At 32.7% G+C, this 16,245-nt stretch carries 16 protein-coding genes; 9 read left to right on the top strand and 7 right to left on the bottom strand.

Going from position 1 to position 16,245, the window contains the following annotated elements:
* Window positions 1-33 precede the first annotated feature (33 nt).
* The 6 genes from purH to rodA all read left to right on the top strand — a co-directional run bounded on the left by purH (window position 34) and on the right by rodA (window position 7,292).
* The gene (gene purH, locus OLM54_RS18685) at window positions 34-1,560 is read left to right on the top strand and encodes a bifunctional phosphoribosylaminoimidazolecarboxamide formyltransferase/IMP cyclohydrolase (RefSeq protein WP_264536062.1); all 1,527 of its coding nucleotides are present in this window, start codon (window positions 34-36) and stop codon (window positions 1,558-1,560) included.
* Between the two features lie 56 nt (window positions 1,561-1,616).
* Entirely contained in the window at window positions 1,617-2,645 is a 1,029-nt protein-coding gene (locus OLM54_RS18680; protein WP_007804822.1) for a rod shape-determining protein, read from the top strand.
* Window positions 2,646-2,756: 111 nt separating this feature from the next.
* A complete protein-coding gene (mreC, locus tag OLM54_RS18675; protein ID WP_264536061.1) occupies window positions 2,757-3,581 on the top strand; it encodes a rod shape-determining protein MreC in 825 nt (274 codons plus the stop codon).
* The gene (locus OLM54_RS18670; RefSeq protein ID WP_264536060.1) at window positions 3,574-4,080 is read left to right on the top strand and encodes a rod shape-determining protein MreD; all 507 of its coding nucleotides are present in this window, start codon (window positions 3,574-3,576) and stop codon (window positions 4,078-4,080) included. Before mreC ends, OLM54_RS18670 begins: the two co-directional genes overlap by 8 nt.
* Window positions 4,077-6,041 carry a penicillin-binding protein 2 gene (mrdA, locus tag OLM54_RS18665; protein ID WP_264536059.1) on the top strand — a complete coding sequence of 655 codons (1,965 nt, stop codon included), beginning with the start codon at window positions 4,077-4,079 and terminating at the stop codon, window positions 6,039-6,041. The genes OLM54_RS18670 and mrdA overlap by 4 nt, the downstream gene beginning before the upstream one ends.
* A 15-nt stretch (window positions 6,042-6,056) precedes the next feature.
* Complete coding sequence (gene rodA, locus OLM54_RS18660; protein WP_264536058.1) at window positions 6,057-7,292, top strand: rod shape-determining protein RodA; 1,236 nt, start codon at window positions 6,057-6,059, stop codon at window positions 7,290-7,292.
* 209 nt (window positions 7,293-7,501) lie between these two features.
* On the opposite strand, the gene OLM54_RS18655 is transcribed toward rodA, so the two are convergent.
* From OLM54_RS18655 to xrtF, 6 genes are all read right to left on the bottom strand, one after another.
* Window positions 7,502-8,182 carry a DedA family protein gene (locus OLM54_RS18655; protein ID WP_264536057.1) on the bottom strand — a complete coding sequence of 227 codons (681 nt, stop codon included), beginning with the start codon at window positions 8,180-8,182 and terminating at the stop codon, window positions 7,502-7,504.
* 128 nt (window positions 8,183-8,310) lie between these two features.
* Complete coding sequence (locus tag OLM54_RS18650; RefSeq protein WP_264536056.1) at window positions 8,311-8,700, bottom strand: heavy-metal-associated domain-containing protein; 390 nt, start codon at window positions 8,698-8,700, stop codon at window positions 8,311-8,313.
* Between the two features lie 44 nt (window positions 8,701-8,744).
* Window positions 8,745-10,751, bottom strand: coding sequence for a TonB-dependent receptor plug domain-containing protein (locus tag OLM54_RS18645; RefSeq protein ID WP_264536055.1), 2,007 nt, complete (start codon window positions 10,749-10,751; stop codon window positions 8,745-8,747).
* A 112-nt stretch (window positions 10,752-10,863) separates the two neighbouring features.
* The gene (locus OLM54_RS18640) at window positions 10,864-11,262 is read right to left on the bottom strand and encodes an HYC_CC_PP family protein (RefSeq protein ID WP_264536054.1); all 399 of its coding nucleotides are present in this window, start codon (window positions 11,260-11,262) and stop codon (window positions 10,864-10,866) included.
* Between the two features lie 45 nt (window positions 11,263-11,307).
* Window positions 11,308-11,754 (bottom strand): exosortase F system-associated membrane protein, encoded by a 447-nt coding sequence (locus tag OLM54_RS18635; RefSeq protein ID WP_264536053.1) that lies wholly within the window; start codon window positions 11,752-11,754, stop codon window positions 11,308-11,310.
* On the bottom strand, window positions 11,744-12,280 hold the full coding sequence (gene xrtF, locus OLM54_RS18630) for an exosortase family protein XrtF (protein WP_264536052.1): 537 nt from the start codon (window positions 12,278-12,280) through the stop codon (window positions 11,744-11,746). The genes OLM54_RS18635 and xrtF overlap by 11 nt, the downstream gene beginning before the upstream one ends.
* Window positions 12,281-12,351: 71 nt before the next feature.
* On the opposite strand from xrtF, the gene OLM54_RS18625 reads away from it, so the two are divergent.
* The 3 genes from OLM54_RS18625 to OLM54_RS18615 all read left to right on the top strand — a co-directional run bounded on the left by OLM54_RS18625 (window position 12,352) and on the right by OLM54_RS18615 (window position 15,550).
* Window positions 12,352-12,807: a GAF domain-containing protein gene (locus tag OLM54_RS18625; RefSeq protein WP_264536051.1), complete on the top strand. Its 456-nt coding sequence runs from the start codon at window positions 12,352-12,354 to the stop codon at window positions 12,805-12,807.
* 163 nt (window positions 12,808-12,970) lie between these two features.
* On the top strand, window positions 12,971-13,237 hold the full coding sequence (gene rpsO / locus OLM54_RS18620) for a 30S ribosomal protein S15 (RefSeq protein ID WP_029271792.1): 267 nt from the start codon (window positions 12,971-12,973) through the stop codon (window positions 13,235-13,237).
* Between the two features lie 177 nt (window positions 13,238-13,414).
* Entirely contained in the window at window positions 13,415-15,550 is a 2,136-nt protein-coding gene (locus OLM54_RS18615) for a polyribonucleotide nucleotidyltransferase (protein ID WP_264536050.1), read from the top strand.
* A 76-nt stretch (window positions 15,551-15,626) separates the two neighbouring features.
* On the opposite strand, the gene OLM54_RS18610 is transcribed toward OLM54_RS18615, so the two are convergent.
* The gene (locus OLM54_RS18610) at window positions 15,627-16,244 is read right to left on the bottom strand and encodes a hypothetical protein (protein WP_264536049.1); all 618 of its coding nucleotides are present in this window, start codon (window positions 16,242-16,244) and stop codon (window positions 15,627-15,629) included.
* Window position 16,245 lies beyond the last annotated feature (1 nt).

Raw genomic sequence — 16,245 nt, 5'->3', positions numbered from 1 at the left:
CTACTTTTGCAGTCTGAAAATCATAACTACACAATGAGCACAACTAAAACAATACAATCAGCATTAATATCTGTTTTTTCGAAAGATGGGCTGGAGCCAATCGTTAGAAAATTACACGAACAAAATGTAACACTTTATTCGACTGGAGGAACCGAAGATTTTATTAAAAACCTAGGAATTCCTGTAGTTCCTGTTGAAGATATTACTTCTTTTCCTGAAATTCTTGGCGGAAGAGTAAAAACATTACACCCGAAAATTTTTGGCGGAATTTTAAATCGTCAGGATAACGAAAGTGATGTTCAGCAAATGAAAGAATTTGATATTCCTCAGATTGATTTGGTTATTGTTGATTTGTATCCGTTTGAAAAAACGGTTGCTTCCGGTGCAAGCGAACAGGATATTATTGAAAAAATTGATATTGGCGGAATTTCATTGATTCGTGCCGGTGCAAAAAACTTTAAAGACACTGTTATTGTTGCTTCGGTAAACGAATATAGTTTGCTTCTTGATTTGATTACAGAGCAAAACGGAGCGACAACTCTTGAAAACAGAAGATTGTTTGCAACAAAAGCATTCCACGTTTCATCTCATTATGATGGTGCTATTTTTAATTATTTTAATACTGACGAAACTATCTACAAAGAGAGTATTGCAGGCGGACAGATTTTAAGATATGGAGAAAACCCACATCAAAAAGGTTTCTTTTTTGGAGATTTTGATGCAATGTTTAAAAAAGTTCACGGAAAAGAGTTATCTTACAATAATTTATTAGACGTTGATGCAGCTGTAAACTTAATAAATGAGTTTAAAACTGACGGACCAACGTTTGCTATTTTAAAACATAATAATGCTTGTGGTTTAGCTTCAAGAAAAACAATTAGCGAAGCTTATTTAGCAGCTTTGGCTTGCGATCCAACATCTGCTTTTGGTGGAGTTTTGATTGCAAATACTAAAATTGATTTAGCTACAGCGCAGGAAATCAACAAATTATTCTGCGAAGTTGTAATTGCTCCAAGTTATGATGATGATGCAATTGCAGTTTTACAAGAAAAGAAAAACAGAATTATATTAGTTCAAAATGAAGTTGAATTACCTTCAAGACAAGTAAGAACTTGTCTTAATGGTTTGTTAATTCAGGACAGAAATAATATTACAGATACTAAAGAGCATTTAAAAACCGTTACTACTACAGAGCCTACTGCTCAGGAAATAGAAGATTTGATATTTGCTTCAAAAATTTGTAAAAACACAAAATCAAATACGATTGTTTTTGCAAAAAACGGAACATTAATTTCGTCAGGAACAGGTCAGACCTCAAGAGTTGATGCTTTAATGCAGGCTGTTGATAAAGCGAAAGCTTTTGGTTTTGATTTAACCGGCGCTTCTATGGCAAGTGATGCATTTTTCCCTTTTCCGGATTGTGTAGAGTTAGCCAAAAAAGCAGGAATAACGGCTGTAATTCAGCCAGGAGGATCTATTAAAGACGAATTAAGTATTAATTATTGCAACGAAAATAATCTTGCAATGGTATTTACAGGAACACGTCATTTTAAACATTAATTTGTTTAACTTTGTTCGATAAATTATTTATAACATTTTAAACCCCTAAAAAACTTATGGGATTTTTTGATTTCATGACCGAGGATATTGCGATAGACCTTGGTACCGCAAACACTTTAATCATTCACAATGATAAAGTTGTTATTGATAGTCCATCAATCGTTGCACGTGATCGAATATCAGGCAAAATCATTGCTGTTGGTAAAGAAGCTAACATGATGCAGGGTAAAACACATGAAAACATCAAGACCATAAGGCCTTTGAAGGATGGTGTAATTGCCGATTTTGATGCTTCAGAAAAAATGATCAATATGTTCATTAAAAGTATACCAGCATTAAAGAAAAGAATGTTTACGCCAGCTTTACGCATGGTCGTATGTATTCCTTCTGGTATTACTGAAGTGGAGATGCGAGCTGTAAAAGAATCTTGTGAAAGAGTAAACGGAAAAGAAGTTTATTTGATTCACGAACCTATGGCAGCAGCAATTGGTATTGGTATCGATATTATGCAGCCAAAAGGAAACATGATTGTTGATATTGGTGGTGGTACTACTGAAATCGCGGTTATCGCTTTAGGCGGAATTGTATGTGACAAATCTGTAAAAATTGCAGGTGACGTTTTTACAAATGACATCGTTTATTACATGCGTACACAACACAATCTTTTTGTGGGAGAAAGTACTGCAGAGAAGATAAAAATTCAAATTGGGGCTGCTATCGAAGATTTAGATGGTCCGCCAGAAGATATGTCAGTTCAGGGTAGAGATTTACTTACCGGTAAACCAAAACAAGTTGATGTTTCTTACCGTGAAATTGCTAAAGCATTAGATAAATCAATACAACGTATTGAAGATGCTGTAATGGAGACTTTATCTCAAACACCTCCTGAATTAGCTGCTGATATCTACAATACAGGTATCTATTTAGCTGGTGGAGGATCAATGTTAAGAGGTCTTGATAAACGTATTTCGCAAAAAACAGATTTACCTGTTTACATTGCCGAAGATCCGTTAAGAGCTGTAGTTCGTGGAACTGGAATGGCACTTAAAAACATTGCAAAATTCAAAAGCATCTTAATAAAATAAGATTCAAAATAACAAATCAAAATATCTTTATAAGAGTCGAATTGAATCATTCGGCTCTTATAAAATTTGAAACCCAAAAGCATATCCTGAAACAAAATAACCGAACAAGAAATGCAGCAAATTTTTAATTTCATTATAAGAAACAGTAATCGATTGCTGTTTTTGCTGCTTTTAGGTATTTCGTTGGCTCTCACAATTCAATCCCATTCTTACCATAAAAGCAGAGTAATCAGTTCGGCTAATTTTTTAAGCGGAGGTGTTTATGAAAAAATCAATCATGTAAATGAATATTTGAATTTAAGAACCGAAAATGACGAGCTGGTACTTGAAAACGCAAGATTAAAAAGTCTCTTATTTAATAAAGAAGACACCACAAAAATACCTTTGGCTGATAGTATAAAAGGAGTAAAACCTGCTGATATCATTGTTTCAAAAGTAATTCATAATTCATACAGCACACACGAAAACTACATTACCTTAAACTCCGGTTCAAAAGAAGGAGTTAAACAGGATATGGGAGTAATCAATAGTTTAGGAATTATTGGTGTTGTCGATAATACATCAAAAAACTACTCTACTGTGGTAAGTATTTTGAATATGAAATCGCAGATTAATGCAAAAATCAAAAAATCAAATCACTTTGGTTCATTAACCTGGAACGGTAAAAGTACCGGATTTGTTCAGCTTGAAGATGTACCGAGATTAGCTTCTATCAGAAAAGGCGACACCATTGTTACCGGTGGTCAATCTGTTATTTTCCCTGAAGGAATTAACATTGGTACCGTTGATAAAATATACATCAAAGACAAAACAAGTTTTTATGTTATTAACGTAAAACTGTTTAACGATATGACCAATCTTGGACATGTTTACATTATTAAGAGTAAAGACCGGGAAGAACTTATTAATTTAGAAAAAAAGGGGAAAGATGAATAGCGCATTGTTAGTCAATATTTTTCGGTTTATTGTGTTACTGGCAATTCAGGTTGTTATTTTTAATAATATGAATTTCCTGGGATACATAAGTCCTTTTCCGTATATCTTATATATTATTCTTTATCCGGTAAACAGTAATAAATCTGGCTTGATTATCTCTAGTTTCTTATTGGGTCTTACCATGGATACGTTTTGTAATTCTGGTGGAATTCACGCAACAGCTTGTGTAATTCTGGCTTATTACAGGCCTTATATTTTTAAATTTTCATTTGGTTTAAGTTACGAATATCAAACTATAAAACTAAATGATTCCTTAACACCTGAACGTTTTTCATTTATATTAGTATCTGTTTTAATACATCACATTGTACTATTTGTACTTGAAGCTTTCCAGTTTAAATTTATCTGGGATATTCTGGTCAGGACTTTATTTAGTTCAGCATTTACCATAGTTATTTCAATCATAATAATATATCTTATTAAGCCTAATAGAAGATGAGAAAAGTTCTGCTGCCCTCTTTAATTATTATTGCAGCATCTTTGCTAGTGATCAGGATATTTTATTTGCAAATTATTGATGATTCTTTTAAATTAAAATCAGAAAATAATGCAATTAAAAAAGCTTATGATTATCCGGAAAGAGGATATATTTATGACAGAAATGGAAAATTATTAGTTGCCAATCAGGCTTCTTATGATATCATGGTTATTCCGAGAGAAATCAAAGAAAACCTTAATGTTTCTGAATTTTGTAATTTATTAGGCATTACAACTGACGAATACTATAAAAGAATTGCAAAGGCAAAAGTTTATAGTCCGCGATTACCATCTGTATTTTTATCTCAATTAAATAAATCAGAGTTTGCTGCTTTTCAGGAAAAGATCAGAAAATATGAAGGTTTCTATTTTCAGAAAAGATCGCTTCGTGATTATGAGGTAGATTATGGTGCTAATATATTTGGGTTTATCACTCAGGTAAACGAAAATTTAATTGCCAAAAATCCATACTACAATAGCGGTGATTTAATTGGAAAACAAGGTGTTGAAGAAAGTTACGAAGAAATTTTACGCGGAATAAAAGGGGTAAAATATATTCAGAAAGACAAATACAATCGAGAAATTGGTTCTTATAAAGATGGAAAATACGATACCATCGCCGTTGCCGGAGAAGATATCAATTTAACCATTGATGCCGAACTTCAAAAGTACGGTGAAGAATTAATGATTAATAAACGAGGAGGAATTGTTGCTATTGAACCAAAAACCGGAGAAATTCTGGCTTTGGTTACTGCTCCGTCTTATGATCCGGGAATTTTAGTTGGAAGACAAAGATCTAAAAACTATACACTTTTATATCATGATTCGATCGCAAAACCTTTATACGACAGAGGGCTTCTGGCAGAATATCCTCCGGGTTCGCCATTCAAAATCTTAACCGGTTTAGTTGCATTGCAGGAAGGTGTTATCAATGAGCAGACAACTTTTATGTGTCATCACGGATTTAGTTATGGTAGAGGACGTTTTATGAAGTGTCACGGTTTTGGCCCGCATCAATTGCATAACGGAATTTATAATTCTTGTAATACCTATTTTGCAAATGCATACATGTTAACCATTAATAAATTTTCTGATCCGGGAAAAGCTGTTGACGTTTGGAGTGATCACATAAAAAGTTTTGGATTAGGTCAGTTTATGGGTTATGATTTACCTACAGGTAAAAAAGGAAATATTCCAACATCTAAAACCTATAAAAAAATATATCCTAATGGAGGGTGGAGAAGCACAACAATTGTATCAAATTCAATTGGTCAGGGAGAAGTTTTAATGACGCCAATACAACTTGCCAACATGATGGCGACAGTTGCCAATCAGGGTTATTATTACACACCTCATATCATTAAAAAGATTGAAGGCAAAAAAATTGATGCTAAATTTACTACCAAGCATGTTACAACAATTGATCAAAAATATTTTCCGCCTGTAATAAGTGGTTTATTTGATGTATACAATAAAGGAACAGCTTATGCGCTTAGAGTAGAAGGCATTGATATTTGTGGAAAAACGGGTACGGCAGAAAATTTCGCTAAAATAAACGGAAAAAGAACACAGCTTAAAGATCACTCTATCTTCGTGGCTTTTGCTCCAAAAGACAATCCGAAAATTGCTATAGCGATTATGATCGAAAATGGAGGTTTTGGTGCTACAGTTGCAGGACCAATTGCGAGTTTGATGATCGAAAAATATCTTAGAAAGAAAATTACGAGAACAGATTTAGAAGTTCGTGTATTAAATAAAAGCTTAGCAGGCGAATATGCTAAATTAGGAGGAATGACTGAAGCAAGCGCTATCGAATCTACTCCTAAAGACTCTGTTTTAAAAGCTAAAATTGTTGTTCCGAAAGTACCAACAGCCAAAACAGAAATTAAAAAAACAGCCGTAGACACTACTAAAGACAACTAATAAGGATTATTTCAAATGAGAAATCAAAGTGTAAAAAATAATATTGATTGGATAAGTGTCTTTATCTATATTGCCTTAGTAACTCTAGGCTGGCTGAATATATATTCATCTTCCCTACTGTCTACAGACGGTACTTATGAAAAACAATTAATATTTATTGCCTGTACAATTCCGCTAATATTTGTCGTTCTTTTTGTCGATGGTAAATTTTATGAAAAATACGCCAGTATTATATTTGGTGTTTCTTTGTTATCATTAGCCGGTTTGTTTCTTTTTGGAAAAACCATTGCAGGGCAAAGATGTTGGTATGCTATCGGAAGTTTTACAATTCAGCCTTCTGAGTTTGCAAAAGCCGCAACATCATTGGCTTTAGCCAAATATTTAAGTGACAGTCAAATTAATTTAAAGGAAACAAACAGACAAATTCAGGCATTGGCTATTGTGTTTTTGCCCGTTTTTTTAATTTTACCGCAACCAGATCCGGGAAGTGCTTTAATATATAGTATTTTTATTGTGGTTCTTTTTAGAGAAGGATTGCCATCCTGGTATGTCTGGACTGGCTTTATAACGATTCTGCTTTTTGTGTTAACCTTGGTGCTGGAACCCTATGTAGTAATCCTTATTGCTTTGGGAGTTTTAATCATAATACATTTTAAAGGTCGGGCTGTAGATCGAAATATACTTTTAAGTACTATACTTTTGGCTTTGATTTCCGGTTTTGTTTTATCTGTTGATTATGTATTTGACAATGTATTCAAACAACACCACAGAGACCGTTTTAATATCTTGCTTGGAAAAACAGTTGATATGAAAGGTATTGGATACAATACAAATCAATCTGAAATTGCAATTGGATCCGGTGGATGGATTGGAAAAGGCTTTTTAGAAGGAACTCAGACCAAAGGAGGTTTTGTTCCTGAACAACATACCGATTATATTTTTACAACTGTTGGTGAGGAATGGGGCTTTACAGGTTCTTTAGTCGTAATCGCATTATTTGTTGGCTTGCTTTTAAGGGTAATTTATTTGGCAGAAAGACAAAAAACAAAATTTAGCAGGGTTTATGGTTATTGTGTTGCAGGAATTTTATTCATTCACTTTTTTGTAAATATTGCAATGGTTGTCGGTATTTTTCCAACTATTGGAGTTCCGCTGCCGTTCTTTTCATACGGAGGATCAGGACTTTGGGGATTCACTATTTTATTGTTTATCTTTTTAAAGATGGATGCCAATAAGGTAAATGAATGGTAAGAGTTTAAATTCCAAAATAAAGATTAAATTACAATATTGAAATTCCAAATTTCAACTTATATATAAAAAAATCCAAGCAAAAGCTTGGATTTTTTGTGCTTAAAATTGTATCGCTTTTAAGTTTAAAAACCATTTACTGATTATTTATTTACATAAAAAAAGTCCGAGGTTTAAAACCTCGGACTTTTTTTATATGAATATGATCTAATTTATATTTTTTCTATTGGTCTTTTCTTTAGTAATTTAAGAAGCACCGGGAATGTAGATATGATCACAATTATTATAATAATGTATTCTATATGTTCTTTTAAATCTATTCCTTGTTTTAAGAACACTCCGTACAAATAATGCCCTGAAAAGATTAAGACAAAGGACCACAAAAATGAACTTAGAATATTATAGAACATAAATTTCTTTTTATCCATAGAAACTATTCCTGCTATAATTGGAGCGAATGTTCTAAAAATAGGTAAGAAACGTGCGTAAATAATTGCTTTTCCTCCATATTTTTCAAAGAAATCTTTTGATTGCAATAGGTATTTCTTTTTAAACCAGAAAGTATCTTCTTTTTTAAACAAATAATAACCGCTTTTTGCACCAAACCAGTAACCAGTCATGTTTCCAAGAACACCCATAATGGCAACCAAAATTGAAAGTATAAAAACATTTATAAAATCACTTGGAATATAAACTACATTTTGAATTAAATCACGACTGTAAATACCTGCTAAAAAAAGTAAACTATCTCCGGGAAGAAAAAAACCTGCAAAAAGTCCTGTTTCAGCAAAGACTATAAACAAAACAATATACAAACCAATTTGAAAACCTCCAATACTTAAAGTTATATAGAATTCAGGATTTATTAATTGGGTCCAATCAAAATTATTCATAAAATGGTTTGGTTACATTTATAGTTGGTGAAAGTAGCAATAATTTACTTTAACCACAATTAAATACGGTATTTTAAAGATAAATTAACTATTAAAAAAGCCCAGGTTTAAACTTGGGCTTCATTCATTTATTCTCGTTCGTATTTACAGCATGCATGTAAATTATCATAATCTGTCTGCGTTGCTTTTACATCTTTTGTATCATGACCAACTTTTGCAATCGCTTTATTTAAATCATCAGGCGACGATTTCTCCTCGTTTAAAATTACAGATAATTGATGTGAGCTTATATCCCAATTGGCTGTTTTTACACCAGGAACACTGTAAGCCGCTTTTTCAATTCGCTTTTTACACTGCTCACAATTTCCGTTTACTTCTGTCGTATATTTAAAGTTCTTGTTTTTTTTAGTTTGAGCCTGAGCCGAAAATCCTAAAAAGGTGATCAATGCTATTAAAATTAAATTTTTACTCATGCCTTTTATATTGCTTTTTTTGTATTCGTGAATCGTTGATTTCATCTTATTAATTATTTATTGTTATTGAAATTGAAATTGATATTGAACTATTTTATTTTAAATCGTAATCCTGCATAATACATTTGTCCATAAATTGGAGCGTATGCAACAGAAGCATCAAAATTTGGTCCAAATGGATCATTGGCGCCCAAAATTGCTTTTTCCTGTTTGTAGTTCCCAATGTTTTCTCCGCCAATATAAACTTCAAAAACCGATGAAAAAACTCTTGTTACCTGAATATTCATTACAGCGTATGACGGTGAAAAATTCGGAAACTGATCTGCAACAGGATTTGAAGCTGTATAAGGTAATTGCTGTTTTCCTGACCAGTTAAAAGTATAATCGAATTTCCATTGTTTATCATTATTCAGGTTGGTTTCGTATTCCAGATTTCCTAAAAAACGATGTTTTGCCTGCAACGGACGCTGAAACGTTCCTCGTAAATAATCTGTTTGAATGTCGTAATATTTATATGCTGTCCTTAAATTCAGATTATGGACTAATTCGTAATTAAACTCAACCTGTAAACTATTAGCAAATGAATTTCCTTTTAAATTATAGAACAAAACTTCCTGCGGACTTTGCATTAAATCGACAACTGCCTGATTTTGAAAATCAGTTCGGTAGAAATCAAAACCTGCATCGGCATTTTTATTAAAAAGTTTAAACTTCTGCGAAAAACTAATTCCGTAATTCCATGCAATTTCAGGATTTAATCCATAGATTTTTCCATTGTTATCCAAAATAGAAAATGTTCTTGAGCTTGCGAATAGCTGTTGGTTTTCGGCGAAAATATTAGCTGAGCGTTTTCCTCTTCCTGCAGAAAAACGAATTACACCATTTTTCCACGGATTATATCTCATATGCAAACGAGGCGTTACAAAAAAGCCAAGTCGGTTATGATTATCAACTCTTCCTCCTAAAATTAAACTAAAATTATCGGTGTTGTCATATGTATATTCAAAAAAGGCTCCAACCGAATTATCAATTCTGCTATAATCATTTACATTCACAAATTCCTGATATTGATCATAAGTAAAATTTAAACCCGTCGTGAATTTGTGTTTTGTATTATTGATAATCGAATTGAAAATTAAATTCGAATAATAACTGTTTTGCTTAATATCATATTGATTTAAACCAAAATAAGAATTTTGATTATGGCTGTTGAAAGCATTTTGAAAACCAATACTCTGATATGGCATATCCGGAAAAACGTATCCAATTTTGGTAGAAACATCAAACCGTTCTGTATTGATTTCTGATCCCCAATGATTTGTTGTTCCGCGATCTCGGTCTTTATCAAAATCAACTTCTCCGGTTTGTTTTTTATCATTCATATATCTGAAATTGATAAAACTCACCAAACCGCTTTCAGGATCATAGTATTGATAGCGGTTTAAAATATTGATTTGTTTTCCTAACGGATTATCTAAAAACCCGTCGTTGTTCATGTCATTTTTAGACACTCGGGTATTTCCGTGTACAAATAAACTTGTCGCCCATTTATCGGATATTTTTTTATTGAAATGCGTATTGAGTTCAAAGCGGGAATCGGTAGAACCATAAGCGTTCAGGAAAAACGGAATGTCGCTTAAAGGCTTTAAAAGTTCTGTATTTATTTGTCCCGAAATACTCTCGTAACCGTTAATGACACTTCCGGCGCCTTTGGTAATCTGAACACTTTCTATCCAGGTTCCGGGCGTAAAAGATAATCCATATGCCTGAGAAGCACCGCGTACCGATGGAATATTTTCTTCGGTGATCATTAAATACGGACTTGTTAAACCAAGCATTTTTATTTGTTTGGTTCCTGTTAAAGCATCAGAGAAATTGACATCTATGGAAGGATTTGTTTCAAAACTTTCGGCCAGATTACAACACGCTGCTTTCAGCAATTCTTTGCTGGTTATTACGGTTGTATTAGCGGTAAGCGTATAGGATTTTTTAATTCCTTTTTGCTTTTTTGTAATTTTTACTTCTTCTAAATCTTCTTGCGAAAACACAGAAACAGAAAGCAAAACCATCACAAAAAGCATGATATTTTTTTGCATAAAAAATGATTTTAATTATTTAGAAAATTCTGTTTTTAAGTTTTCCGATACATCAGAAAAACAAAAACAGTACATTACAAACCATAAAAGGGTTTGATTCTAAATATTAAAATCAGGCGTAAAAAATATATTGTCGATATAATTTATATAATGGAGGTGCATTCGCATGAGAATAATACGAAATGATTTGATTGCTTTTGAAATTAGGTATCGATAAAAAAGCAATTGGTTTAAATTCCTGAATTATTGCTGGAAAAGCAATCTGAAAAAAAAATATTTTAAAGGTAGCGTCATCTGATTTTTTCTCCAAATGAACTACTTTATCTTTACAACAAGATGATTTTTTTTCTTTTGCTCCACAGCATTGTTTTTCCGGTGAGGCAGAAACTGTGGTGTTTAATGAAACCGAAGCAATTTTACCTCCGCAATAATGCACATCAAAAGCAAACCCAATGTTGGATACCAACAATAGGAACGCTAAAAATAATCCGGTGCACTTTTTTAAATTCATATTGCAAAACTATTTAAAAAGCTTCGAAAAAGCGCTAACAAAATGTTATTTTTTAAGATTTTGCTGCTGATAATAAAAAGCCGGAATAAATAAGAGCACAAATATGGGCTGGATAACAAATCGTCTTACATAGAAAAGAATCCAGTTTCCTTCAGGATAAAATTTCAGAATTATAAAAAACATACTAAAAAGCAGCAGCAAAAAAAATACATATAAAATTGTACTGAACTTAACGATCTCAATATCTTCAAACAGCGAGTAAATTAATAGTAAAGATAAAATCGCATTTAAAAAATAACGAAATAAAAGCCCTTCAAAAAGCCTAAAAGAATCTACTGCAGGAAAAGGCAAATTTTTAAAATCAGTTTCAAAATAATCTAAAAAAGGATCGTAAAAGAATTGGTTTTCGAAACCTCTAATGATTCCAAAACATATTACAACCAAAATTGTAACTATAATTTTCAGTTTATGCTCGAATATTTTATTTAGCATATTTTGAAAATTTATTCACCCAAATAATCCACAAAATAAAAACAAGTCCGTAAATTATTAGTGGAAAAAGAACACCATGTAAAATATGTTCTTTTTCGGGAAAATAAAATAACAAAATAGTTAATAACGCGATTCGAATTACATTCAATATATATATAAGGAGTACACCGGATATGATAAAAAGTAAAGTGGTTTTGAATTTGCCTGAAAACGCAATTACAAAAGAAACAAATAATATAAGCACACTTACAGCATTACAGCCTTCTATAATTCTGAGTGTGTATTTTTGATTGTACCAAACCTCTAAATAAGGTTTTGAAATACTTTTAAAAATTTTGATATCACAATTAAACCAACGCATCAGCTGATCGACATTATGCCCGGCAAAATTTGTTATTCCATCAATGTTAGTTGTTTCAAAACTATTTAAATATAATTTATAAAGAACTGTAAGCAAGATGTAAACTCCAAAAAAAGTACTGATAAAAATTAAAAATGGCTTGAATTGTATTAAATATTTTCTCAAAAGATTTTTTTTTCAAATTTATGTATTTTTTGAGTTCAGCTTTAAATACTTTTGTATAAAATTTTTATATCATGACATTTCAGGAATTACAACCAAAAATAAGCGCTATAGTAGCTGATAACAATAGTGTTAGAGACGAAAAACTTTTATCAATCTGCCAATTATTAAATGAGAATGTAGAATATTATAACTGGGTTGGTTTTTATTTTGCCAATCACGAAAACAGAACGCTGCATTTAGGCCCGTATGTTGGTGCAGAAACAGATCATACCGTGATTCCGTTTGGAAAAGGAATTTGTGGTCAGGTTGCAGAAAGCAATGCTAATTTTGTAGTGCCGGATGTTGCTGCTCAGGATAATTATATTGCCTGCAGCTTTACAGTAAAATCTGAAATTGTGGTTCCTTTATTTGTAAATGGTGTAAATATTGGTCAAATTGACATTGACAGCCATGTTATAGATCCTTTTACAGAAGCCGACGAAAGGTTTTTAGAGTTTGTTAATCAAGAAGTTGCTAAATTATTTTAAAAAATTGGACACTTAAAAGATTAAAAAAAGATTATTTTTAGTCTAAATTGTTTAATCTGTAAATTTTTCATTCTTTAAATTTATTTTTTCAAAAAAAAGTAGTAATTTTGCACCGTCTTACAAAAGATGTACGACTACATAAAAATCATTAAATAATATTGGAATGTATTTAACTAAAGAAAAGAAAGAAGAGATTTTCGCTCAACACGGTAGTGCAACAAATACTGGAAGCGCAGAAGGTCAGATTGCATTGTTCACTTACAGAATTTCACACTTAACTGAGCACTTGAAAAAAAATCGTCACGATTACAACACTGAACGTTCACTTGTACTATTAGTAGGTAAAAGAAGAGCTTTGTTGGATTACTTGAAAAAGAAAGAGATCAACAGATATCGTGAGATTATCAAAGTATTGAATATCAGAAAATAATCAATATAGAAAAGAGGTGCGAAAGTGCCTCTTTTTGTTTTTACAGATTGTATTTATTTACAAGCATTTTTATAAGAAAAAAAGTTTGGTTTTTCATTGGGTTTTAGATTAACAACAACTACACACAACAACTACAACACAACTAAAACCCATTGTATAACCAATAAGGAAAAATTTATGATTCCACAATTATTTGTAGAAAAAATCGATTTAGGTGATGGCAGAAGCATCACAATCGAGACAGGACGTTTGGCTAAACAAGCTGATGGTTCTGTAGTAGTAAGAATGGGCGACACGATGATACTTGCAACAGCAGTTTCAGCTCGTAGCGCTAACCCTGCGGTAGACTTTTTACCATTAACGGTAGATTATCGCGAAAAATTTGCAGCAGCAGGTCGTTTTCCTGGAGGTTTCTTCAAGAGAGAAGCTCGCCCAAGCGATAGCGAAGTATTAACAATGAGATTAGTAGACCGCGTTTTACGTCCGCTTTTCCCAGATGATTACCATGCTGAAACACAAGTTATGATTCAATTAATGTCTCATGACGAAACTGTTATGCCAGATGCTTTAGCTGGTTTGGCTGCATCTGCAGCATTAGCTGTTTCAGACATTCCTTTTTATAACCTAATTTCTGAAGTACGTGTTGCACGTATCGACGGAAAATTTGTTATCAATCCAAGCAGAGAAGACTTAGAGAAATCTGACATCGACATGATGATTGGAGCTTCTATGGATTCAGTTGCAATGGTTGAAGGTGAGATGAAAGAAATTTCAGAAGCAGAAATGGTAGAAGCTATCAAATTTGCTCACGAAGCTATAAAAGTTCAAATTCAGGCACAATTGCGTTTGCAGGCTGCTTTTGGTAAAAAAGAAATCCGTACTTACGAAGGTGAGAAAGAAAACGAAGAAATTTACAAAAAAGTAAAAGCTGCAGCTTACGATAAAATTTATGCTATTGCAAAAGTTGGATCTGCTAAACACGAAAGAACGGCTGCATTTGCAGAAGTAAAAGAAGAAGTTAAAGCTTTATTTACTGAAGAAGAATTAGCTGCTGATGGAGATTTAGTTTCTAAATATTTCTACAAAACAAACAAAGAAGCTGTTCGTAATGTAGTATTAGAATTAGGTGTTCGTTTAGACGGTAGAAAAACAACAGACATCAGACCAATCTGGTGTGAAATTGATTATTTACCAAGAGTTCACGGATCATCTTTATTTACACGTGGAGAAACTCAGGCTTTGGCAACTGTAACTTTAGGAACTTCAAGAGAAGCAAACCAAATTGATTCTCCATCTGAACAAGGTGAAGAGAAATTCTATTTACACTATAACTTCCCTCCTTTTTCTACTGGTGAAGCAAAACCTCTAAGAGGAACTTCAAGAAGAGAAGTTGGTCACGGTAACCTGGCTCAAAGAGCGTTAAAAAATATGATTCCTGCTGATTGTCCTTACACAATTCGTATTGTTTCTGAGGTTTTAGAATCTAACGGTTCTTCTTCTATGGCAACAGTTTGTGCGGGAACAATGGCTTTGATGGATGCTGGAGTTCAAATGGTAAAACCAGTTTCTGGTATTGCTATGGGATTAATTACTGACGGTGATAAATTTGCTGTATTGTCTGATATATTAGGTGATGAAGATCACTTGGGAGATATGGACTTTAAAGTAACCGGAACTGCTGACGGTATTACTGCTTGTCAAATGGATATCAAAATTGACGGTTTACGTTATGATATTATGGAGCAGGCTTTAGGACAAGCACGTGAAGGACGTTTACATATTTTAGGTAAATTAACTGAAACTATTGCTGCGCCAAGAGCTGACGTAAAAGCACATGCACCAAAAATCATTACCAGAACTATTCCTGGAAACTTTATTGGAGCTTTAATTGGACCTGGTGGAAAAGTAATTCAGGAATTACAAAAAGCTACAGGAACAACTATTGTTATCAACGAAGTTGATGAGCAAGGTGTTATCGAAATCTTAGGTACAGATCCTGCCGGAATTGAAGCAGTATTGGCGAAAATTAAGTCAATTACTTTCAAACCACAAATGGGAGAAGCTTACGAAGTTAAGGTAATTAAAATGTTAGATTTTGGAGCTGTAGTAGAATATACTTCTGCACCAGGAAATGAGGTTTTATTACACGTATCTGAATTAGCTTGGGAACGCACTGAAAATGTTACTGATGTTGTAAACATGGGTGATGTATTTGAAGTGAAATACTTAGGTGTTGATCCTAAAACTAAAAAAGAAAAAGTGTCAAGAAAAGCACTTTTACAAAGACCTCCTCGTGAGGACAAAAAAGAGTAATCAGATCTTAGTTTACTAAAGGTTTATTCATAGAAAACCCCAATTCATTTATTTGACTTGGGGTTTTTCGTTTAAATTACTGTCTGTAAACTATTCCGAACATCAAACTTTGAGAACCAAAATTCTTTTCAACCCGATCATTAAACAATCCGTATGGCGACCATTGATAATGACATTGTATTCCTGTATTTTTATAATTAAGCTTGATTCCTTGAGACAAATAAAACGTAGTCAAAACTTCTTTTGTATGTTCTCTATCGCCAAATTCTAACTCATTTGGAGCATTATAAAAATTTAAAGCCAGTCCAATTCCGGAATTCCATTCCAGATTAAAGTCTGTTTTTCTTTGAGATAACAGAATAACTTTTGTAAAACGAGTTCCAATGTTTATTGCAAAATGACTTGATTTATATTGTACAATAGAATCCCGATACTTAAAATTAGGTTGCGCCGGATTTTTAGGAATAAAAAAATTAAATCCAAAATCTACAAAATCTTCCTGATTCAATTTATTTCTAAACCAAAAACCAAATGAAGGCGAAAGATCAAACTTATCAGAAAGCTTTCCGATTGGCTGTAGAAAACCGGCTTCAATATAAATTCTTTCATATTCATCAGACGAACCCTGGGATTCGTTTTGAGAAAATACAGATCCTGAAAATATAAAAATCAGCAATATTATAAATCTTCTCATA

Origin of the sequence: Flavobacterium sp. N1736 (genome assembly GCF_025947065.1) — a bacterium.
Classification (GTDB): Bacteria; Bacteroidota; Bacteroidia; order Flavobacteriales; family Flavobacteriaceae; genus Flavobacterium.
This window is presented reverse-complemented; position numbering and strand designations above follow the sequence as displayed.

Bases quoted from the DNA above. Each gene is read 5' to 3' on its own strand.
- purH (WP_264536062.1), top strand. From the start codon at position 34: ATGAGCACAACTAAAACAATACAATCAGCATTAATATCTGTTTTTTCG.
- OLM54_RS18680 (WP_007804822.1), top strand. From the start codon at position 1,617: ATGGGATTTTTTGATTTCATGACCGAGGATATTGCGATAGACCTTGGT.
- mreC (WP_264536061.1), top strand. From the start codon at position 2,757: ATGCAGCAAATTTTTAATTTCATTATAAGAAACAGTAATCGATTGCTG.
- OLM54_RS18670 (WP_264536060.1), top strand. From the start codon at position 3,574: ATGAATAGCGCATTGTTAGTCAATATTTTTCGGTTTATTGTGTTACTG.
- mrdA (WP_264536059.1), top strand. From the start codon at position 4,077: ATGAGAAAAGTTCTGCTGCCCTCTTTAATTATTATTGCAGCATCTTTG.
- rodA (WP_264536058.1), top strand. From the start codon at position 6,057: ATGAGAAATCAAAGTGTAAAAAATAATATTGATTGGATAAGTGTCTTT.
- OLM54_RS18655 (WP_264536057.1), bottom strand. From the start codon at position 8,182: ATGAATAATTTTGATTGGACCCAATTAATAAATCCTGAATTCTATATA.
- OLM54_RS18650 (WP_264536056.1), bottom strand. From the start codon at position 8,700: ATGAAATCAACGATTCACGAATACAAAAAAAGCAATATAAAAGGCATG.
- OLM54_RS18645 (WP_264536055.1), bottom strand. From the start codon at position 10,751: ATGCAAAAAAATATCATGCTTTTTGTGATGGTTTTGCTTTCTGTTTCT.
- OLM54_RS18640 (WP_264536054.1), bottom strand. From the start codon at position 11,262: ATGAATTTAAAAAAGTGCACCGGATTATTTTTAGCGTTCCTATTGTTG.
- OLM54_RS18635 (WP_264536053.1), bottom strand. From the start codon at position 11,754: ATGCTAAATAAAATATTCGAGCATAAACTGAAAATTATAGTTACAATT.
- OLM54_RS18625 (WP_264536051.1), top strand. From the start codon at position 12,352: ATGACATTTCAGGAATTACAACCAAAAATAAGCGCTATAGTAGCTGAT.
- rpsO (WP_029271792.1), top strand. From the start codon at position 12,971: ATGTATTTAACTAAAGAAAAGAAAGAAGAGATTTTCGCTCAACACGGT.
- OLM54_RS18615 (WP_264536050.1), top strand. From the start codon at position 13,415: ATGATTCCACAATTATTTGTAGAAAAAATCGATTTAGGTGATGGCAGA.
- OLM54_RS18610 (WP_264536049.1), bottom strand. From the start codon at position 16,244: ATGAGAAGATTTATAATATTGCTGATTTTTATATTTTCAGGATCTGTA.